Raw genomic sequence first — 21,334 nt, forward strand, 5'->3', positions numbered from 1 at the left:
AACACGAGCGGGCGTGTCCAGCTAATGCGTGCGGGGGACGTCAGCTAATGGTAGCTTAGGCATACAGCCTTAGCGTTCCTTCCGGGAAGCATCCAGCCGGAGGAAGATAAAGAGGAGCATCGTAAAGCCCAAAAGCGAAGAGCCCCCGTAGCTAAAGAAAGGAAGCGGAATGCCAATGACGGGCGTCAGTCCAATCACCATCCCAATGTTTATCGCCAAATGGAACAGAAAGATAGAGGCGACCGAATAACCATACACGCGGGCAAAGACGGTATCTTGCCGTTCGGCCAACGCAATAAGCCGCAGAATGAAGACGGCAAACAGAATCAGGACGGATGTAGTCCCCAAGAATCCCTGCTCCTCTCCTACGGTACAGAAGATAAAGTCGGTATCCTGCTCCGGGACGTACTTGAGTTTGGTTTGCGTCCCGTTAAGGAATCCTTTGCCCGTCAAGCCACCGGAACCGATAGCTATCTTGGATTGATTCACATTATAGCCCGCCCCGCTGGGGTCATCCTCCAATCCCAACGAGACCTTGATACGTATCTGTTGGTGCGGTTCCAATATCTCGTTGAATACGTAGTTGACCGAAAAGAGAAATCCAATCGATGCCAACGAGAAAAGGGCAATCAAGGCATACCGCCCTACCCATTGGTGAATGGCCATGCCTATCAGATAGGCCACATTCAATCCCAAGACGCCCAATACGACCCCATTCAAATCGAAGGGAAAGAAATAGCAAACTACACCTGCGACCAAGAGGACAGCAGCCGAACCATACGCCATCCAGCGTGCCGCCAGCTTATTTTTACACTCTACTGAAACCAGTACAATACTGATGAAGAGAATCAGGAGCAAGACGAGCAACGTTCCTAACGCGGTCTCTCCGACCATCACCTCCGCATACTTCATGCCCGTCACGAAGAAAATAACCGCACAGACTCCGGCCAAAAGGAAATAGCCCGACATGCCCTCTCGGTATAGCATCAGGAAAAAAGCCAGATAGACCAATGCCGAACCCGTCTCCCGCTGCAAGAGAATGCACACCATAGGCAAGAATATCAACCCCAAGACACACATAAAATTGCGGACGCGCGTAAGGACAAAGCCATACGTTCCCATCAAACGCGCCACGGCCAATGCCGTAGCAAACTTCGCAAACTCGGCCGGTTGCAATCGAATCGGCCCCAATACCAACCACGAATGCGACCCTTTGATATCGGGTGCCAGGAAGATGGTCGCGACCAACAACAACAAGATTCCTGCATAAATCAAATAGGCAAACACCTCGAAGAAATCCCGTTCAATCATTAAAATAGAGAATGCCACGCAGAGCGAAATCCCCATCCACATCAATTGCGTGGCCGGACGTCCAGTTGTCCCCAAGAGTTCTGCCGAACCAAATTCATAGCTGGCACCGCAAATGCTCAACCAGCCGGCTACAATCATCAGGATGTAGAGCAGGATGGTAAACCAATCTACCGATTTCCAGGCATCTCTTGTCTTAGAACGCATTGGGCAAAATATTAGCATTGAGTATATATTCTTCGATAGGCCGGCTCTCGGGCAGAATCGAATCCCGCAGATATTTCTCCATCATCAAACGGCCGATAGGCACGGCATAGGTGGCTCCAAAACCGGCATTCTCGACAAACACGGCAATGGCCACTTTAGGATGTTCGTAAGGCGCAAATCCCATGAAAATGGAATGGTCCTTTCCGTGCGGATTCTCGGCGGTACCGGTCTTTCCGCACACCTCAATATCCGGCAAATTAGCCCCACGGCACGTGGCACCCCAAGCCGACCCGACCACAGCGCCCCGCATTCCTTCGGCAATGAGCGGATAATATTTTGTATCGACGCCTGTATAACGCCGTTCCGTATATAAAGAATCCAATGGGGTATCCTGAATTTCTTTCACCACATGAGGCGTAATAAAGAAACCTCGGTTGGCTATGGTAGCCGCCAAATTGCATATCTGAAGCGGCGTAGCCAGAATCTCGCCTTGTCCGATAGCAATCGAAATGACGGTACTGGAGTTCCAGCGTCCCCGGTAAATCTTATCGTATACCTTGCTATTGGGAATATATCCTCGCTTCTCGCCCGGCAAATCAATGCCCAACCGATAACCATATCCCATCGACACCATGTAATCTTTCCATACGTCGAACGCCTGCTGGACACTCGGATAGCGCGAACGATCGTCCAACAAGTAATGTAATCCCCAAGGGAAAAAGGAGTTGCAGGAAGTAGCCAACGCACCTACCAAAGGCAATGGAGAGGGATGTCCGTGGCATGCTGGTTTTCCTCCCCGGTAGGTATAACCGTGGGCACAGGTAAAACGTGTATCTTCCTTAATGACACCCTCTTGCAAGAAAATCAATCCCTGCGTCGGTTTAAAGGTCGAACCGGGTGGATATTGTGCCATCAGCGGACGATTGAAAAGCGGTTTCAAGGGGTCTTTTTGCAAAGCAGCATAATTCTTTCCCCGGATACGCCCGACCAGCAGACTGGGGTCGTAGGTAGGAGAAGATACCATGCACAAGACTTCGCCCGTCTCCGGTTCAATCATCACAATCCCCCCCAATTTGTTCTGCATCAACTTCTCGCCGTACGCCTGTAGCTCGATATCAATCGAAAGCTTCAAATTCTTACCCGACACAGGCGCCACATCGTGCTTTCCTTCTTCGTAACGCCCTTGAATCCGCCCATGCGCATCCCGGAGCAGAATCTCGACGCCTTTCTCTCCGCGCAAGTACTTTTCATACGAACTTTCGATGCCGGTTCGCCCGGAATTATCCCCTATCGTATAATAACTATCCTTCTCCAAATCCCGTTTATTCACCTCGCCCACATTCCCCAACAATAAAGCCGCATTCGGATAAGCATACTCCCGAATGGTACGGTTCTGCACATAAAAACCGGGGAATTTGTATAGCTTCTCTTGCAACACGCCGCATTCTTGGGCTGAGAGCTGCGTCATAAAGACTTGCGGCGTATAGGATGAATAACCTGGATTCAACCGACGGTTCTGGATAGCCTCGATACGGTTCAGAAACTGTTCTTTCGTAATGCCGAGAATGTGGCAAAAATCCAACGTATCAAAAGGCTGGATTTCGCGCATCACCAACATGACGTCATAAGCCGGTTGGTTATAGACCAGCAATTTTCCATTACGGTCGTACATGATGCCGCGCGCCGGATAAACCGTCCGCTTCAGGAACGCATTGCTGTCTGCCCAGGCTTTATAATCGTTATCGACTATCTGCAAATAGAACAGACGGACGATAAATATAAGTACAATCACGATCACCGCGCCCCCAATGACGAAACGCCGGTTTTCAAACTGATATTTAAGCTTATTCTCCAATCTTTTGGGTCTCGAAATTAAATAATTCCACTACGCAAATCAGCAGGGAAGTCGTCAGCACGCTGGCAGCTATCCGTATGAATAAAAAGAGCGGATCGAAAAGTGTCAGGGCTTCTATCAAGAACAAAGCCAAATGATGTATCAATACAAACAACAACATATACCGGATAAAGCCTGCATAGCCCAACGCGTGATAGGATGGATACAATCCTTTCGGCAAATCCTCTCCTTTCAAAAAGACAAGCAACGGGTCCCGAAGGAATCCTGCCAGCGAACAAGCGGCCGCGTGCATACCGGGCGTATTCGAAAACATGTCGATGAGCAAACCGGTAAGGAAAGAAAATATCAGAATACTACTGCGAGACATCCCCACCGGCAGTTTCAGTATACAATAGACATACAGAAAAGGGGTGGCTATGCGCAAATAGTGAATGTTGTTCAATACCAAAATTTGCAACAATACGAATATCCCGAAATATACCAGTACCCGTACAATCTTGTTAATCATTTTTCCTTGCCTCTTTTTCTAATTCGATTTGTTCGTCTCGGTACTCATTCCGAATCACACGGACATGTTGCAACGAAGAAAAGGATGTCGCCAATCGAACACGTAACGCGTAAAAATTATCGTCGCGCTCTTTATAAAAGTCATCGACTATGCCGACAATAAGCCCTACGGGGAAAATGGCGGAATATCCGCTCGTGACAATCGTATCTCCTTTATGAAACTCGGCATGCCGCGGGAGCTCTTCCAAGATGGCATAATCGGCATCGCGCCCATCCCATGTCAAATAACCAAAACTATTATTTCCTAATACTTTGCAACTCAATTTAGACTTGGGATTCAACAACGAGATGATGACGGAGAAATGATCGGAAACATGGGATACAATGCCCACTACTCCCTCCTCGGACACGACCCCCATATCCGGACGGATTCCGTCTTTGCGTCCTTTGTTGATGGTAATGTAATTGGATAATTGCGAAATGCTGTTGTTGACGACCTCGGCTAAGACAAACTGAAAAGGAAAGACATGTGCCGAATCGCTTACACTTCCCTTAAAAGAAACCGTATCGGCCTGCATGACTTCAATTTGCTCTTGCAAATCCAATAACTGCATCTCCATCTGCCCGTTCTGCTCTTGCAAATTCCGATTGATGGTACGCAGATTTAAATAGGATTGCACATAACCTGCTACCGACAAGACATAACCCGACATGTAATTCGCCGAGTTAATCATCACACTTCGTTGGTAAGCGTTATTTCGATAAACCAAGGTAAACGATATGACCTCAAACAAAATCAACAAGAACCAATGCTTCTTCTCTAACAGAAAATCGAGCAATTTTCGCATACCTTTTCCATCACTAAAAGCTGGATATCAGGGAGATGCCCTACATATCCAACCTATCTGATTTACATTTTACCGAATCAGGAAATTAAATTTGTCTATATTCTTCAACGCTACGCCGGTACCGCGTGCGACTGCATGCAGGGGGTCTTCCGCTACATGGAACGTAATGTTCATTTTGTCGGACAATCGCTTATCCAGTCCGCGCATCAACGCGCCTCCACCTGTCAGGTAAATGCCGTTATGTACAATGTCGGCATACAATTCCGGTGGCGTCTGCTCCAAAGCACTCAGGATAGCAGCTTCCATCTTCGATATCGTACGATCCAAACAATGGGCAATCTCTTGATACGAAACCGGCACTTCCATCGGCAAAGCAGTCATTTGGTTCGGGCCATGCACGATGAAATCCTCGGGCGGGTCTTGCAAGGTGGTCAATGCCGAACCCACATGAATCTTGATTTGTTCGGCCGTCCGCTCGCCTACTTTCACGTTGTGCTGGCGGCGCATATATTCCACAATATCTTCCGTCAAATCATCTCCCGCAATTCGTATGGATTTATTCGACACAATACCACCCAACGAAATGACCGCGATTTCCGTCGTACCGCCTCCTATATCCACAATCATATTCCCTTCGGGCGCTTGTACATCGATGCCAATCCCCAACGCAGCCGCCATCGGCTCAAAAATCATATACACATCCCGTCCGCCGGCATGTTCGGCTGAATCGCGTACGGCACGGATTTCCACCTCCGTACTTCCTGAAGGAATGCCAATCACCATACGCAGCGAAGGCGTAAACCACCGGCTCCGATTGCCCGCCATCTTAATCAAACCGCGTATCATCTGCTCAGCGGCGTAGAAATCGGCGATCACACCTTCACGCAACGGACGAATGGTACGGATATTGTCATGTACCTTTCCATCCATTTCGCGTGCCGCTTTCCCGATAGCCAATACCTTGTCGGTACGTCTATCCAAAGCGACCATAGAGGGCTCGTCGACTACCATCTTTCCATTACAAGTAATGATGGTATTGGCCGTCCCCAAATCCATCGCTACTTCTTGAGTAAATGAAAATAATCCCATGCTATCTTTATTTCGTAAATGAACTATGTTTTCTCTTAAATATAACGGGAATCCCGACGGATTATCGTTTATTTTCCTGTCGAAATTCCCTACTTTTCTTTTTAATGTCTAAAATGGCGAACGCCTGTCTTTACCATCGCCAATCCATGTTCGTTGCAATAAGCCACCGATTGGTCATCACGAATCGAACCGGCCGGCTGTATAATGGCCGTAATACCCGCTTTGTCTGCGATTTCCACACAATCCGGGAAGGGGAAGAAGGCATCCGAAGCCATCACCGCCCCATTCAAATCGAAGTTGAACGACTTCGCCTTTTCGATGGCCTGCTTCAAAGCATCCACACGCGAAGTCTGGCCAATTCCACTGGCACACAATTGTTTGTTTTTAGCCAACGTGATGGCATTCGACTTGCTGTTCTTGACAATCTTATTGGCAAACAAGAGGTCTTCGATTTCGGGTGCCGAAGGTTGTTTTTCCGTCATCGGTTCCAAATCGACCTCTGTCTGGATGCTTAAATCCTTTTCTTGCATCAACACGCCGTTGAGCAAAGAACGGAACTGCATCGGGCAAGTCTTACACTCCTTGCGAACCAAGATGATGCGGTTCTTTTTCTGTTCCAACACCTCCAACGCATCCGCATCGTAAGCCGGAGCAATCAGGACTTCAAAGAAAATCTTGTTGATTTCTTCCGCTACCTCTTTATTGATAGTCGTATTGGTAATCAAGATTCCACCGAAAGCCGAAACCGGATCACCTGCCAAGGCATCTTTCCAAGCTTCCAATACCGTCGAACGGGAAGCAACACCACACGGGTTGTTATGCTTCAAGACCGCAAACGTCAATTCGTCGAACTCGTCAATCAAATTGACTGCCGCATCAATGTCCAACAAATTATTGTAAGAAATCTCTTTTCCATGCAATTGTTCGAACATATCGTTGAACTTACCATAGAAACGACCCGACTGGTGCGGGTTCTCGCCATAACGGAGGTGCATCGGTTCGTCTACGGCTGCCCGGAAATAGGAACCTTCCCGCTTGTCGAAGTAGTTGAAGATGGCACTATCATAACCGGAAGAAACGGCGAATGCCTCTTTGGCAAACCATTTACGGTCTTCCAGGGTCGATTCAGCCCCCTTCTCGTTCAACAAATTCAAAAGCGGAGCATATTGATGCTTCGATGCGACAATCAATACGTCTTTAAAGTTCTTGGCAGCTGCACGGATTAAGGAAATGCCACCTATATCTATCTTTTCGATAATCGCTTGTTCATCGGCTCCTGAAGCCACCGTTTCGGCAAAGGGATACAAATCCACGATGACCAAATCGATTTCCGGAATTTCATATTGAGCTAATTGCGCTTTGTCGCCTTCATTCTCCCGACGCGCCAAGATACCTCCAAACACCTTCGGGTGCAACGTTTTTACACGTCCGCCCAAAATAGAGGGATATCCTGTCAAATCTTCTACTGCCTCGCAGGGCATTCCCAGCGATTCAATAAACGTCTTCGTACCGCCCGTCGACACAAAAGAGACGCCCTGTTCATGAAGTTTTCTCAGAATTTCATCCAAACCATCTTTATGGAACACTGAAACCAGTGCTCGATTCATTTTTTTCGTTGCCGTCATTTTCTTTATTCCTTTCTGTTTTTTTAGAGGCACAAAATTAGTGATTTATTTTCAATTCGTTTCTATACCCGAAGAAAGAGGAGAAAATTTAACACCCTTTTTATACTTTCGTTACTTAAACTCGCGGATAAGCCGGTTCATGTGCGAGGTCGTCAACCCGGCATAGCGTTCGTCCAAGTCTCCTTCCATCGCTTGGGCATCTTTCGAAGACAGTACGCCCTCGCTCTCCAACTGGGATATCTGGCGTTTCTCGTTCGCCAGCATCATGCGGATGGACTTTCGCGTTACGGCACATTGATAGGAAGCCGGATAGTATTGAGCCACCTCTTCCAACACTTCGTTCATGCGGGTTATATTCTCATTGATTTCCACATGCAATTCAGCTAACGACTCTTTCTCCGTATCGGAAAGCACAGCCGATTGGGCAAAGTCGTCGACCAACTTCAACGCTTCCCGCTGGGCGATGATAAAACCTCGTCCTAAATCATATCCGACAATCACCCATTCGTGCGAACGATGGCTCCACCATTCCCGTCCCCAAGCGAATTGTTTCGTCCAACGCATGTAGAAGGGCTCTTGGAAATAATCATAAATCCACTTGCGGTAATGCAACGGAGCATGTCCATCGCGGTCGTATAGCTCATCTACGGCCGATATCAATACTTTCAACGAAAGATTAGAGATGATACCTTCGTCGAACAAACGCCAATAGATGGCCTTCTCTTTCTTCAGCACACGGATACGGACATCGGCCAGGACATCTTCCGGCGTCAGGCGTGCTACCTGGGGCGCCTCTTCCTTTTCAGGCAAGAACTGTTCGACCAAAGGCCAGTTCGAGGCTTCCAGCATCTCTTTCTTTTTCAGCTTCTCCAGATATTTGCCGGTATTGTCGGCAATCTGTTTGCGAATGCCATAATCCAACAGCATTTTGGCGGATGCTACTTTGGTCAATCCCAACTTCAAGAGGAACCAACGCATCGTAGTGGCATTGACGGCCAAGGTAAGTGTCACAATACCGCCTGTATAGAGTAATATCTGCCGACGGATATCTTCCGGAATAGCAACTGTATAGGAAACCATCAGGGCTAACGTCAACCCCAACGCACCGCGCAATCCGCCCCACGAAAGGATAAACGACTCGCGCATGGACAGTCCGTAACCGGTCTTCTTCATCAGCGGATAGAGCATCGCTACCATAAACATACGGACCACGTTTACGCCTACATAGACAATCAGCAAAAGCAACAGGCTGGTCCAGGTCACGTCTACCTTCAAGGCAATTACCACACCTACGATAATGAATATTAAGGTATTTGCCATATAGGCCATCAATTCCCAAAACGAAGCCATGAATTTGTTTACTTCCGGTTTCAATTGGGGACGACCGATATAGGAAATGGTCAGTCCGAAAGCGACCAAGGCAATCACACCCGATACATCCAAGAAACTTTGGGCCAGAATAAAGGTGATATACGACGATACAATAATCACACTATTCTGTACCGCCTCATCGCCTCCGACTTTCGATAAGAACCAAATCGTGAACCGGGCTATGACCCAACCTAACAACACGCCGCCGAATACCACAATCAGGAAGTTCAATACCGGCGATTCCACGATTCCTCCGGCCGTATAGACGCCAAAGAAAATCATAAACAGCACGATACCGGTTCCATCGTTGAGCATCGACTCCGCATCCACAAGGGTCGAGAAGCGTTTGCTCGTCCGCAGTTCCTTCAACAGTGCCACCACGGCTACCGGGTCGGTAGCACTAATCAACGCGCCGAACATGAGTGCATACGACCAATTCCAGCCGCTGCATTCGGGGAAAATAGCGGCCATACCCATGAGAAGGGCACCTGTCAGGAACATCGCTATCACCATTCCCGGACCAGCCAACAGGGTTGAATTCAACAACGACTTGCGGAACACGTGCAAATCCAACTCATACGCACCATCAAAAATCAAGAGAGGAAGGAAGATGTACAGAATCAAATCCGGGTCCATATTCCCCGCAAAATCAATCGCCGGCTTTACAATCCCCGCGTCCTGCAACACGCCGAAGCGGTCTAAAAGCCCCAGCCCGATACCCAACACGAACAATCCCACCGTATAGGGGAAATTCGTCTTTTTCAATACAGATTTCAAAATGGCACCGACTACCAAACAGATAACCACAAACATCAACGGTGCCAACAATGCATTCGTCTCCATACATTTATTCTATTACAATTACATCCAATGAACTCTTTGGGGCTGCAAAAGTAACAGAAATGTACGATATAAACTATTTTTTCGGGATAAATGTAGTGGGAAGTTACACGGCTTTTTCATAAAAAAACGGTAACCTTGTAGACCATAAGGGAACCCCATTCGGAACACCTGTATCTGCAGGCCTCGCTCCGCTTCGACCAGCAGCTATGCACAGAAGTCCTCTTCGAGGACTGTTTTATTACCTATATCGTACCTCGAAGAGGCACAATTTTCAAGTAGCCGTAGGTCGAAGCGGAGCGAGGCCTGCGGTATCCAATTAAATGAAAGAACCGTGTAGGAAGTTACGGTACGCGGACCAACGTAAGTGTCCGGTCGCAATAGGGGGAGATGGCCATGCGGTGGGTAATAAAGAGCATGGTCTTGTGAGGAAAATGGTGGGTAAGGCGTTGCATCAGGAGGCGTTCGGTTGTTTCGTCGAGGGAGGAACTGAACTCATCAAAAAGGAGGATAGAGCCTTTCCGGAGCAGGGCGCGGGCGATGGCGATGCGCTGGGCTTGCCCTTCGCTCAGTCCGCCTCCTGCCTCTTGGCAAAGCGTGTCGAGTCCTTCGGGAAGGGTATAGACGAAATCGGCTACGGCGGTATGGAGGGCATGGCGTATTTCCTCCTCTGTAGCCGATGGATTTCCGACCAGGAGATTACTGCGTATCGTACCGCTCAACAGGCTGTTCCCTTGGGGTACATAGACCAGGTTACAGCGGGTAGCGGGCGATACGGGAACCTGTTGCATCGAATCGTAGAGATAAAGATGGCCCTCTCCGGGCGACAACAAGGCGAGGATGAGGCGGAAGAGCGTGCTTTTCCCGGCACCGGTCTCACCCAGGATAGCGGTACGCGAACCGGGCGGGAAGTCGTAGGAGAAATGGGTTAATATGTCTCGTTTGCCTTCCGGATAACGAAAGGTGACCGCTTCCAGGCGAATACCGGCCGGCGCCTGTAAGGGATGGGGAGCAAGGCGCTCCTCCGCTTCGGCCTCCTCGATTTCCTGCAATCGGTCTACCGAGGCAGAGGCATGTAGAAGCGAGGGGAATTGCTGGCACATCCCGACCAGCGGCCGTTGGATTTGTCCGACGAGCTGCAAGAAGGCGGTCATCATGCCGAAGGTAATGCGCCCGTCCCGGATTCCTTCTACGCCCCAAAGGAAAGCCGTCAGGTAGCTCAACGCAAAGGCGGCACTCAGGAAAAGGCGCGAATAGGAACTGAACCGGCTCCGACGCATCACCTTCCCCACGAGGTCGCCCTGCAGGGTATCGAGGCGGGTAGCCGCTTTTCCCTCCTGCTCCATCGTTTGCAAAAGGAGGACATGCTGCAGACTTTCCTGCAGGAAACTCTGTACTTTTCCGTCGGATTCTCGTATGAATCGCGTCAGGTTCCGCATTCGATGGGTGATGAATTTCCCGAGCAAGAGGAACAGGGGCATGATGAGCAGGATGAGATAAGCCAAGTGTACGTCCATCCGGAACAGGAAGAGCCAAGCGGCCAGGAATTGGAGGCCGGTAGGGAGCAACGAGGGGATGGTATGGCTGAGGGCATCGGCTATCACGCGCACGTCTTCTTCCAACCGGTTGGTCAGATCTCCGGTATGCCGTCGGCTCAAGGAGAGGTAGGGAAGGCGGGTGAGATGGGCGAAAAGTCTTCCCTGGAGCTGGGTTTTCAGTCGGATATGGGTATAGCTGACGAGCTGATTCCGGAGGAAAGCACTGCTTAATTGCCCTACACTACACCCTACCAACAGGAGGACATACGTTGGGTAATCTATCGACTTTACTCCGGTGGCTCCATCTATCAACACTTTGCACAGATAGACAAAGAGCAGGGAAAGAACTACCTGCCCGAGCCCCAAGAGCATGTTCCCCATAAGGGCGCAGCGTATCCCTTGGGTCGCGCGGAACATCCATCGAAGTGCCGGCTGGGATTTCATTGGTGGAAAAGGGCGACTTTAAATCCGTGTCGGAGGGAATAGAACACGAACCGACCTACTTCGCGGGGAGCGAGGGAAAAGGTCTGGGCATACCAGGTTATCCGTTGTCGGAAGGCATACCATTTCCCGGCATAATAACCGGTGGGACGGACAGAGGCGGGCGAGAAATAATGCTTTCCGAAGTTTCCGCACCGGAATATCAACTCGACCACCCGGGCGGCTTGTTTCCGATAGCGCGCGTCGTAAAAGGGAAATTCGGCTTCGGGTAATCCCAAATAATCCACGGCCACGCAGCCGAACAGTTTCCAGAAACGTGTTAAGCGCAGGTAACGGATATCTTGTGCCAAGGTTTCCCGGTCTAAGGTGGAGGCATGGACATGCAGGTAGCGGGTCCAGTCGCATATCTGCCGGAATCCTATGCCTATGGCGAGGAAATGTTTCAAGAAGTGGTAGAACAGATAGACGGCATCGAAAGAGACGGGCGGGAGCAATACCTCCGTCCCTCCTATCGTTCCTACTGGGCAAGTCTCTTTTTGTTCCTGCAAATAGTGGCGGGTCCAACGCTGTATGCGCGTATCCAACGCAGGGTCTAAAGCATAAGCGGCGAGGCGATGTAGCTCGACCACCACCCCTTGGTAGGAAGCGTGGTAATGCTGGAGGCTTTCATGCGCGTCTTCCGTCCGTGCGCCGGCCTGCTGCAGGATATGGCAGGCAGCTGCATAATCGGCGGGTCCGACATACAAGTCGATATCACCGCATTGCCGCTGTTCGGGATAACGGTAACAACGGGCGATTCCTTGCCCTTTCAACAGGATGGGCTGGATGGAAGCGGCCTGTAGCTGAGGAACGAGCGTACGCAACACCTCGTTTAAGCGCGTATGGCTCCGCCGGAGCTGAACCAAATGGTGCTGGATGGGCCTCAAATAGGGAACGGAGGGGCGCAGGGTTTCGGGCAAAGCTCCTATCCCATCACTCACAATTCCTAACACGGTCTGCTTCTGGGCTTGGGAAAGAAGGAAACCCCATTCCGTCCCCGCATGATAGAGGGAAGGGTCCGGAGGGGTTCCCCAAAGTCCGGCGCGGAGCAAATCGAGGAAAAGCGCTTGCTCTTTCATTCGATGAGTCCTTCTTGCTTCCATACGCGACAGAGTGCTTGCACATCCGCTTCGGCCCTCGAAGCCGGGATGTCATACCGTTCGACCAGCAACTGCACCAAGGTATCGGTCGTAAACTCTTGGTCGGCCACTTGCTGCCAGAGATAGGCGGCAGAGGCATTCAGGCGGACGAGCTTGTCGAAGTTAATCTGTTCCAAGCCTTCGCCGGCCACCATGTATTCTCCGCATAATTCGCGGAGGACAAAACCTTTCTTTATCTTCATACGTCATGCTGTTTAATTAAAATGTGAGGGGGTGTCAAAATAGAAAAGGGGGCTGTGTCAAAATGCTATCTGAAAGAGGCTGTGTCGAAAAGATGCAGCCTTATTTTTTCTGAAAAAGTAGAAAAAGATAAAGGGAAAGTACATTGAAATAGGAAATAGGACGCAGATAAACGCGAACTAAAGCGCAGATAAACGCAGATTTTTTTAATGGCTACGCGATATTTACCGCAAAAAATAAAAATCTGCGTTTATCTGCGCTTTAGTCTGCGTCGTCTGCGTGCTATATACCCATTACGACACACCCTCTTTCAGTTACTTTCAGATAACATTTTCTTATTTATTTATGATACACCCTCCTATCTCATTAGGACACCCCCGATTTCCACTTTCAAGGCCTGATTCCGATTCTTCTGCCTATCCCTAAAAGATAACGGCGGACAGGGGCGAGTTTCATCCACCAGAAAGAGTATTGACGAAAGACCCGCCCGTCGCAGTCGATATACCGCCCGTCTCGGATAAGGGTCGCTACTTTGGCTATCACTTGCGCCTGGGTACAGGGTTCGATAGCACGTACATTCCCGTCTCCCATCAAGAACAACTGCTCGCCTTCCTGGCGGATGAGGCGATGGAGGACATAACTTCCCGGACGTATCTCTGCCAAGAGGATATCGCCCCGCCGAAGGATGCCGGGAGCCGTCAATATCACATTATCCCGTCCGCCCCGGATAAAGGGCCACATGCTTTGGCCTTTGGGACAGAACGTGACGCGCCTTCCGGCTTCTATCAATTGTTTGATATACCCTACCAACTCCCGGTTGGGTATTTCTCGGATAAGGGTCATGGGCATGGGGCTTTTATTTGCGTGAAACAAATCCTTGCCGCCGCTTCGTCGGGTAAACATTGCAGGAGGAAGGAGGGGACGCGGCGAACAACCTCCCCTACGCAACCATGCACACCGTCTGCCATCTCCCGGTCCCAACTCATGCAGGAACAGGAGGCTCGCAAGGAGGCATAAGCCGGCAACAGAGGAAGCGACGCCAAGTGGTTGGCGGGAGCCTGTTCCAAGCGTACGATAGCCTTCAAGGGTACCCGTTCGTTCCGGTAACAGGAGGTCTTGCCGCTCCAAGGCGAACCATAGACCCACGCCTCCCCTTTCCGCAGGCGTACCACCGGATTATCATCGTTGAGCAAACGGCTCCCCTCGATGTGCGCCAACCAAAGGCGGGCATGGGTACTCTTCCCCGTTCCGCTCTTGCCCAAAAAGAGGTAACCTGCCCCCGCCTGTTCGACGACGGACGCATGGACCAAAAGGGTATCGCGCGTAGCGGTATTGAATGCATAAAGAAGCATCATGCTATTGCTCAAGGCAAACGACAAGGGGCTGTCCAGCAGATGCAGATGCCCTCGCCGGTAATCTTCCGATACGAACAGCAGGCATTCGGGACGCTCCCGTTGGTTAGAGAATCCAAACACATAGGAGGCCGCCCGCTGATAGAGCCAAAGGTAGGGCGCTTCGTCGCCCAGGCATTGCAGCAGGTCGCCCGGCTCTGCGAGGGAAAGGGTCTTCCCGTCCATCACCTCGAGCTGGAACAAGGGTTCCTCCTCCTCTTCCTCCGCGAAGGGCGCGTAGGGTTCCAATGCCTCTGTGGTATCCATTCCGCCGGGACATGCAATCGCGAACGTATGTCCCGCCACGGTATATATCTTTCTTTGCATGTTATTTTCCATATCGGGTATTTCTCTCATAAGGTAAGTGAAAAGGGGCCGCACAGACCGCTGTCTGGCAGCCCCCCATCCATTCACTAATAAAACATATTGGACAAGCTCCGGCAACTAGCGAGTTTCACAACCCCTCGTCACCCTCTGCGCCTGTTTCAATTTCTTTACAGTCTGATATTATGATTGATAATATATATGAAAGTGGTATGAAACCTTTTATTGCACTTGTTGTTCTACGGTTGCCTTTACCGGGAAGTTCGTTGCATCGTCTCCCGTATTGTTCGTATATTGATAACCTAAACCGTAGGCGTATTCGGAATCATTATTTACCGTAGTCAATGCTGCATTCATATTTGATGTTTCTGTATTAGAAAGAGACGTTACCACTGTACTATTAGTTATCGTAGCATGTTCTTCTACATAGCTTTCTTCTTCACCAAATAAAGAACCGCTTGCACCTACCCAATAGCAACCATTAAATGTAGGGAATACCACATCAGTTTGGTTTTCATCTTCAAATTCGTAATTCAAGTTACGTTTTACTTTGTAGATTAAAGCCTTTGCAGTAGCATTATTAGCATAACATCCATAGATATCACCATAACTTTCACCGGCAAGCGCACCACCATAGTCTCCAGATACTGTACCCGTAAATGCACAACCTACCATTGTACCGTTGTTGGCTCCGGCGATACCACCACAGTAGCGGGCGTCTAAAGGTATAGTATTAGTTGCTGTTCCATTCACTGTGGCATTAGCTGTACAAGCAACTAACTGACCTGAGTTATTTGTACCTACAATACCTCCGACACGCCCTTCTGTTTGTATGTCATGATATGAAATAGCTGTATTATTCTGCACATGACAATTCTCGATAATACCTTCGCTATTACCTACAATACCACCTACAAACATGTGGCCTTCTATGGAACCACCCGATACAGTACAACTCTTAATACCATCTTCGCGTCCAAAACTACGACCAACAATACCACCGACATTCTCACCTCCACTTACAGTCGGAGTAATTACGTGACAATTGGTGATTGTGCCACTAGTATGATTGTTTACGTTATCTTCATTTAATAATCCAACAATAACACCCGCATATCCATCATCCGATGCAGTTGATATTTGTCCAGAATAAGAAGATTTCACTTGTGGCGATTCAAAGTTCATATTTTCAACAGAAGCATTAGCCCCCATTACATTAATAAATCCAGCATATTGCCGATTATCATCTATCTTAAAATTCTTGATTGTTACACCATCGCCTAAAACTATTCCTGTAAATGGGCTATCAGGCGAACCCACATTGGGCCACGTTCTATCATCTTCGGCAAAATCAATTTCACTAACTTCAAAGTCACAACCTAAATTAGACTCACCGCTTGCTACTCGATTCGCCCATTCATGCAAACAATTCAAACTTGTGATTCTCAATAAACCACTTTCTGTTAGACCACATTCATCTACAGATTCAAATGTTGCACTTTCCAAATAATAATGCTGAATATGATTTCTCTCAAACTCTATCAGGTCATCTTGCTTAATAACACACTGTTCACCTTGTTCATTTATTAATGTCAAAGTATAACCATTTTCAAACACCTGAGGAGCAAGCACAAAATAATAAGTCTTTCCTTTTAGCATTGTTGCTCCTGCATTGATTTGATTTAAAGAAATCTCAGTTCTTGCATTTTCATTATTTATAACTTTCGCAGCCCCATCACTCGATGTTATCGTAATCGTCACATCACCTGCTATCAATTCATTGTTATTTCCTTTAAAACGCATACTACGAATAAGATCTCCTTGATAATTCTCACTTATATGTACACATAAATAAGATGGAGAATGCAAAAACAATAAATCCTGAGCATCTGAATTTGACGATCTTGATACCGAAAGATTCATTCCAGAAGCATAGCTACTGGGCTCTGCATACTGGTGGTCATGTAAAACTGTATGAACGGTATTCCCTTCTATTTCGGCATCTGGATTATACGGATATAACGCATAATACGTATCTGCCGTTTGCGATACAGTACCTTTAAAATTGGTTACTATACCACCATCTTTAGTTATAAAAGGGTTGTTGCTTCCATTTGCAAATAGACTTATTCGGTCATTTGCAATCCATAAAACATTACCATTCTCACGAACCAAAGAACGTGTACTGACATCACTGGTCATTTCATCAATAGACGCAGAAAATGTCAATTCTATTGGTTCATTCGTACTATTCCCATTTTGTACGATAATCTCTTCCGTACAAGAGGTAGCCCCCATTAAAAGGGCTACACTCGATAAAATCAAAAAAATCCTTTTCATAATTACTCCCAATTTTCATTATCTTCTTCATCATCAATCCAGCCGTCATCGCCGCCTGAACCACTTTGACACAAAACCCCTTCCATCCGGAGTTCCATCACATCGCAAGCCGGAGCTTCATACGCTTCGGCTGCGTTCATTCCTGTTTTCAAAACTTCTTTTCTCATACTCGTTAATTTTAAAATGATTAATACTATAAATAAGAGGGACATAAGTCCCGATTTTCGTTAGGGATTCTCGCGAGAATCGCGTGCGATTCCTGTGAGTTTCGCCCGACTTCCCCGCCAGAGCTGGGCATTATTTTCCAGCAAGCGGAGAAGGGGTTCTTGGTGTTTTTTCTTCAAATATAGATGGCGCAGGGAGGTTTCGTAGGTACTCTGCCGGTGGATGTCGGAACCGGCATAGCTATAAGCCTCTTCTTCGAGTAGCCGGATGGCCTTCTTGTAGGGGAGCCGCCCATAGGTTCCGGCAAGCGACATCAGGTTCAGTTGGAACCGGATACCGCAGTCCCGCAGCCGCTCATAGTCGGTCTCTTCCATATACATATACCGCTCGGCATGGGCCAAGATAGGTTGGTATCCGTCCGTCTGGAGTTCATACAAGACATCTTCCAAATCCATCGGCGGAGCGAAATAGGAGGTTTCCACCAATACCTGTTGCCCGTCGAAGGTGAGCAATCCCTCCTGCCGATGGCGGGCAAAGGCGGCATCCAACATATATTCAGCAGCCAGTTGGAACTCGATAGGCGAAGCGATGCGGGTTTTCCATTCCGCGAAACGGGCCTGCAGGGAGGAGGCCGTATTCTCCCATTCCTCCATCACGTGCGGCGTAAGGAACATCCGCTTCACCCCTACCGATTCCAACCAGGCGACAGCCTTCCGGGCCTCGTCCCAGCTCTGGATGCCATCGTCTACCCCCGGCAACAGGTGGCTATGCACATCGGTCATGCCAAACAGCACGCCCCCTTCCAAGAGGTTTTTCTTCGGAAACAAAAAAGAAAACATAGCGCGTTATTTTTTCTTCGACGTGTTTCCATATCCATAGCCGTAGCCATATCCATAGCCGTAACCATACCCGTACCCATAGCCCACGCGTTTATGCTCGACGTAGTTCAGGACGACTGCCAAGTTCTTGAACGGGCCTGTACGATAGAGGTGCTCCAAATCCGGGAGCTGGCGACGGTCCAATACACCGGCACGGACCACGCAGATGGTCAAGTCGGCTACCCGCCCGACGATGGAAGCATCCGCCACCATGCCATACGGGACATTGTCTATGATCACATAATCATACCGCTCGCGGAGGGAGGCCATCAAAATATCCAACCGTTCGCTAAGCAGCAGTTCCGAGGGATTGGGGGGAACAGGTCCGGCATAAATCATGTCCAAGCCTTCCATCAGCGCGTCTTTCCGGATGATTTCGTCCAACGTGTTCTTATCCGAAAGATAGTTCGTGATACCGGCTCCATGTGCCTCTCCATGTCCGCTCAAGGTACCTTTGCGGATATCCAAGTCCAAGAGGACGACCCGTTTCTTCATCAATACCAAGCTGGCCGCGAGGTTGGAAGAGATATAGGTCTTTCCCGCTCCTTCGTTCAACGACGTAAACATGATGACCTTCATATCCGGGGCATTCACCCGCATAAAGTCCATGTTCGTACGTAAGATACGGAACGCCTCCGAGACCGCATCGCGACTGCCACTGCGTACGACCAGCTGCTCTTTTCCCTTCTTCCGCTCTTGCGCCGGCACCTCTCCCAGGAAAGGAATGGAGGTCGCGTGTTGGATGTCTTTGCGGGTACGGACTTTCGTATCGAGCGACCAAAGCAACCAGAGGATACCGGCCGGGATGGCACATCCCATCACCAGCGCCGCCAGCAAAATCATAGATGCCTTGGGCGAAACAGGCACACGGCTACCGGTAGCGGAATCGAGGACGCGCATATTGCTCTCCGTAATGGCTTGGCTCAAGGCGTTTTCTTCGCGTTTGTTCAAGAGGTACAGGTAGAGCTCCTCCTTGATTTTCTGCTGGCGTTCGACCGAGAGGACATATTTCTGCTGGCCGGGGACAGCGGAGATGCGGCGTTCCATCTGCGCCTCTTGGGCACGTACATTCTCTATATTGATATTCAGTCCGACAATCAGGTTATCCACCGAGCGGATGATGGTTTGCTTGAGGGCATTCAACGAATTATTCAAGTCCATGACAACCGGATTCTTGTTGCTACTGTTGCTAATCAGCCGGTCGCGCTTCAGCAATTGCGTGTTGTACTCTGCGATTTGCTGCTCGATGTTCACGTCCGAGAGCGTATTGGCGGGAAGCAAATCAGACGCCTTGTGCGGATCGGAGAGATATTCCCGGACATACTTCGCCATCGCCAACTGGTTTTCGAGGCTAAGTCCCTCTTGTTTGTACTTACTGGTATTCTGCAGGTACATGCCCGTCTCGGAACTGATGTCGGTCAGTTGGTTTTCCCGCTTGAAAGCCTCAATATTGGCATCCACATCGCCCAGTTCCTGTTCGATGATGACGAGTCGGTCGGCGATGAAATCGGAGGTACTGATGGTGACTTTGTTTTTATCGTCGATGGCGGCTTCATTGTAGACGGCAATCAGCGTATTCAGTACATCTTCGGCCCGCGAGATGGAGACATCCGACAGGCTCAGGTTGATAATCGTAGCCGTTTTCGAAGCGACGGTCGATTGCAGTTTGTTCAGATAAGCCCGTGCCACATTGCTCAGGTTCGACTTGCGTACCGTAATGCTCTTCCCATAACACAGGTCTGTATAATACAGGCTGGGAACCACTACCAGCTTCCCCACGGGCGTCGTAACGGTATCATTGAGCGCCACACGCTGCGCCTTCTCGATTTCCACCAGTTTGCCTTCCTCGTTTCGGGTAATAAACTTGGAGAGGACCACCTCTTTATCCGACATGGGCGTCACGGTCAGCGAGAAGCTCTGCCCCTCGCCTGCCTCCGGAAAAGAGAGTACGACAGGCGATTCGCGGTAAAGCTCCACCGTACGGAGCCCCTGCTTCACCGTATAACTTATATCCAGGTGCAACCGGCGGGCGACGGTCTCCATCAACCGGTAGGTCTTGAAGACAATCACCTCGTTGTCGACGTTGCGCTGCAGCGACAACATGTCCAAATCCGAGAAGCCATACAGCGAACGGCTCCTGCCCCATCGGTTTTCCTCCTTAATCAAGACCGACGCACTGCGCGTATATACCAGTGGCGCCTGTTTCAAATACAGATAGGCCAGCCCCAGACAAGCCACAACCGAGAGGACAAACCAATACCAATTCGCCTTCAATATCTGGAGCAAATCCCATAAGTTCAACGTATTTTCGTTCTCTTGCGCATAATCTCTTTGCGTATTTTCCCTATTATCAATCATACATCTATTTATATTTCTATGCAACCATCTCTTTCTACTTATTCAATACCACCGTCACAATCACAGAAGCAATCGAAGCCAATACCGAGAAAGCGGAGAGCCATACACTCATGGAATTATTCTGGTTAATGCCGCTCAGTTGGGCTTTCGTCTTGTTTGGCTCCACATATACAATATCATTTTGTTGCAAATAGTAGCAGGGCGAAGAGAAGATATCCGACGAACGAAGGTCGTGGAACAACACCGTGCGCTTCCCGTCCTTCTCGCGGATGACCGCTACCCGGTCACGACGTCCATAAATCGTCAGGTCGCCTGCCATACTTAACGCCTCCAACAGCGTGATGCGGTCTCCTTCGACCGTAAACGAACCGGGACGGGCCACTTCGCCCATGACCGATACCTTGTAATTGAGGAACTGCACCGTCACCACCGGGTCTTTGATTAAATCTTCGTCTATCAGTTTCTGCTTAATCATCTCCTTTAGCTGCAAACGGGTGAGTCCGGCTACATGCAATTTGCCCAATACGGGAAAATCAATATTGCCATTCACATCCACCAAATAACCAAGCACCTTCTGTTGCGGCATACTTTCGCTACCTACTTGGTACGTTACTACCGGCATGTTGAAAGGCAATGCCAACTCCGGGTCCTTGCTGTTCACGATAATGGCGAGCAGGTCGTCCTCATGGATGTACACTTCGAAATGTTGCTCTATCTCTGTCTGCTTCAGGGGAACTACATCTTGCAAATAGACCACGTCCTTCGGTGATTTGCAAGCCACCAAAGAGAGCAGGAAGAGAAAGGCAATGATAGGATATACGGTATGTTTCATGACATAAATGGATAAACGCGCGCAGATAGCGGGTTTCC

General features: G+C 49.1%; 17 protein-coding genes. All 17 read right to left on the reverse strand.

The window, feature by feature from the left end; translation table 11 throughout:
- Positions 1–69: 69 nt before the first annotated feature.
- The 17 genes from rodA to B5F77_RS08470 all read right to left on the reverse strand — a co-directional run bounded on the left by rodA (position 70) and on the right by B5F77_RS08470 (position 21,296).
- Positions 70–1,515 carry a rod shape-determining protein RodA gene (gene rodA / locus B5F77_RS08395; RefSeq protein WP_087329748.1) on the reverse strand — a complete coding sequence of 482 codons (1,446 nt, stop codon included), beginning with the start codon at positions 1,513–1,515 and terminating at the stop codon, positions 70–72.
- Positions 1,505–3,370: a penicillin-binding protein 2 gene (gene mrdA / locus B5F77_RS08400; RefSeq protein WP_087329750.1), complete on the reverse strand. Its 1,866-nt coding sequence runs from the start codon at positions 3,368–3,370 to the stop codon at positions 1,505–1,507. Before mrdA ends, rodA begins: the two co-directional genes overlap by 11 nt.
- Positions 3,360–3,878 carry a rod shape-determining protein MreD gene (gene mreD / locus B5F77_RS08405; protein WP_087329752.1) on the reverse strand — a complete coding sequence of 173 codons (519 nt, stop codon included), beginning with the start codon at positions 3,876–3,878 and terminating at the stop codon, positions 3,360–3,362. Before mreD ends, mrdA begins: the two co-directional genes overlap by 11 nt.
- Positions 3,871–4,725: a rod shape-determining protein MreC gene (gene mreC / locus B5F77_RS08410; protein ID WP_087329754.1), complete on the reverse strand. Its 855-nt coding sequence runs from the start codon at positions 4,723–4,725 to the stop codon at positions 3,871–3,873. The genes mreD and mreC overlap by 8 nt, the downstream gene beginning before the upstream one ends.
- Before the next feature lie 69 nt (positions 4,726–4,794).
- The gene (locus B5F77_RS08415; RefSeq protein WP_087329756.1) at positions 4,795–5,814 is read right to left on the reverse strand and encodes a rod shape-determining protein; all 1,020 of its coding nucleotides are present in this window, start codon (positions 5,812–5,814) and stop codon (positions 4,795–4,797) included.
- A 101-nt stretch (positions 5,815–5,915) separates the two neighbouring features.
- On the reverse strand, positions 5,916–7,439 hold the full coding sequence (purH, locus tag B5F77_RS08420; protein ID WP_087329758.1) for a bifunctional phosphoribosylaminoimidazolecarboxamide formyltransferase/IMP cyclohydrolase: 1,524 nt from the start codon (positions 7,437–7,439) through the stop codon (positions 5,916–5,918).
- A gap of 111 nt (positions 7,440–7,550) precedes the next feature.
- On the reverse strand, positions 7,551–9,653 hold the full coding sequence (locus B5F77_RS08425; protein ID WP_087329760.1) for a sodium:proton antiporter: 2,103 nt from the start codon (positions 9,651–9,653) through the stop codon (positions 7,551–7,553).
- Between the two features lie 341 nt (positions 9,654–9,994).
- The gene (locus B5F77_RS08430; protein WP_239445893.1) at positions 9,995–11,569 is read right to left on the reverse strand and encodes an ABC transporter transmembrane domain-containing protein; all 1,575 of its coding nucleotides are present in this window, start codon (positions 11,567–11,569) and stop codon (positions 9,995–9,997) included.
- Between the two features lie 59 nt (positions 11,570–11,628).
- The gene (locus B5F77_RS08435; protein ID WP_162607970.1) at positions 11,629–12,747 is read right to left on the reverse strand and encodes a nucleotidyltransferase family protein; all 1,119 of its coding nucleotides are present in this window, start codon (positions 12,745–12,747) and stop codon (positions 11,629–11,631) included.
- Positions 12,744–13,010 (reverse strand): PqqD family protein, encoded by a 267-nt coding sequence (locus B5F77_RS08440; protein WP_087329766.1) that lies wholly within the window; start codon positions 13,008–13,010, stop codon positions 12,744–12,746. The genes B5F77_RS08435 and B5F77_RS08440 overlap by 4 nt, the downstream gene beginning before the upstream one ends.
- Before the next feature lie 388 nt (positions 13,011–13,398).
- Entirely contained in the window at positions 13,399–13,851 is a 453-nt protein-coding gene (locus B5F77_RS08445; protein ID WP_087329768.1) for a S24/S26 family peptidase, read from the reverse strand.
- Positions 13,848–14,726: a hypothetical protein gene (locus tag B5F77_RS08450; RefSeq protein WP_140392846.1), complete on the reverse strand. Its 879-nt coding sequence runs from the start codon at positions 14,724–14,726 to the stop codon at positions 13,848–13,850. The genes B5F77_RS08445 and B5F77_RS08450 overlap by 4 nt, the downstream gene beginning before the upstream one ends.
- Before the next feature lie 219 nt (positions 14,727–14,945).
- Positions 14,946–17,063, reverse strand: a complete 2,118-nt coding sequence (locus B5F77_RS08455) for a hypothetical protein (RefSeq protein WP_140392847.1) — start codon at positions 17,061–17,063, stop codon at positions 14,946–14,948.
- A gap of 2 nt (positions 17,064–17,065) precedes the next feature.
- The gene (locus B5F77_RS15710) at positions 17,066–17,230 is read right to left on the reverse strand and encodes a hypothetical protein (protein WP_162607971.1); all 165 of its coding nucleotides are present in this window, start codon (positions 17,228–17,230) and stop codon (positions 17,066–17,068) included.
- 60 nt (positions 17,231–17,290) lie between these two features.
- Positions 17,291–18,067: a CpsB/CapC family capsule biosynthesis tyrosine phosphatase gene (locus B5F77_RS08460; protein WP_087329774.1), complete on the reverse strand. Its 777-nt coding sequence runs from the start codon at positions 18,065–18,067 to the stop codon at positions 17,291–17,293.
- 6 nt (positions 18,068–18,073) lie between these two features.
- Complete coding sequence (locus tag B5F77_RS08465) at positions 18,074–20,464, reverse strand: tyrosine-protein kinase (protein WP_087329776.1); 2,391 nt, start codon at positions 20,462–20,464, stop codon at positions 18,074–18,076.
- A gap of 34 nt (positions 20,465–20,498) precedes the next feature.
- Positions 20,499–21,296, reverse strand: coding sequence for a polysaccharide biosynthesis/export family protein (locus B5F77_RS08470; protein ID WP_087329777.1), 798 nt, complete (start codon positions 21,294–21,296; stop codon positions 20,499–20,501).
- Positions 21,297–21,334 lie beyond the last annotated feature (38 nt).

The sequence above is a fragment of the Parabacteroides sp. An277 genome, from assembly GCF_002159645.1.
In the GTDB taxonomy this organism is placed as follows: Bacteria; Bacteroidota; Bacteroidia; order Bacteroidales; family Tannerellaceae; genus Parabacteroides.

Coding starts and splice junctions, on each gene's coding strand:
- rodA (WP_087329748.1), bottom strand. CDS start 1,515: ATGCGTTCTAAGACAAGAGATGCCTGGAAATCGGTAGATTGGTTTACC.
- mreD (WP_087329752.1), bottom strand. CDS start 3,878: ATGATTAACAAGATTGTACGGGTACTGGTATATTTCGGGATATTCGTA.
- mreC (WP_087329754.1), bottom strand. CDS start 4,725: ATGCGAAAATTGCTCGATTTTCTGTTAGAGAAGAAGCATTGGTTCTTG.
- B5F77_RS08415 (WP_087329756.1), bottom strand. CDS start 5,814: ATGGGATTATTTTCATTTACTCAAGAAGTAGCGATGGATTTGGGGACG.
- purH (WP_087329758.1), bottom strand. CDS start 7,439: ATGACGGCAACGAAAAAAATGAATCGAGCACTGGTTTCAGTGTTCCAT.
- B5F77_RS08425 (WP_087329760.1), bottom strand. CDS start 9,653: ATGGAGACGAATGCATTGTTGGCACCGTTGATGTTTGTGGTTATCTGT.
- B5F77_RS08430 (WP_239445893.1), bottom strand. CDS start 11,569: ATGGGGAACATGCTCTTGGGGCTCGGGCAGGTAGTTCTTTCCCTGCTC.
- B5F77_RS08435 (WP_162607970.1), bottom strand. CDS start 12,747: ATGAAAGAGCAAGCGCTTTTCCTCGATTTGCTCCGCGCCGGACTTTGG.
- B5F77_RS08440 (WP_087329766.1), bottom strand. CDS start 13,010: ATGAAGATAAAGAAAGGTTTTGTCCTCCGCGAATTATGCGGAGAATAC.
- B5F77_RS08445 (WP_087329768.1), bottom strand. CDS start 13,851: ATGACCCTTATCCGAGAAATACCCAACCGGGAGTTGGTAGGGTATATC.
- B5F77_RS08450 (WP_140392846.1), bottom strand. CDS start 14,726: ATGCAAAGAAAGATATATACCGTGGCGGGACATACGTTCGCGATTGCA.
- B5F77_RS08455 (WP_140392847.1), bottom strand. CDS start 17,063: ATGAAAAGGATTTTTTTGATTTTATCGAGTGTAGCCCTTTTAATGGGG.
- B5F77_RS15710 (WP_162607971.1), bottom strand. CDS start 17,230: ATGAGAAAAGAAGTTTTGAAAACAGGAATGAACGCAGCCGAAGCGTAT.
- B5F77_RS08460 (WP_087329774.1), bottom strand. CDS start 18,067: ATGTTTTCTTTTTTGTTTCCGAAGAAAAACCTCTTGGAAGGGGGCGTG.
- B5F77_RS08465 (WP_087329776.1), bottom strand. CDS start 20,464: ATGATTGATAATAGGGAAAATACGCAAAGAGATTATGCGCAAGAGAAC.
- B5F77_RS08470 (WP_087329777.1), bottom strand. CDS start 21,296: ATGAAACATACCGTATATCCTATCATTGCCTTTCTCTTCCTGCTCTCT.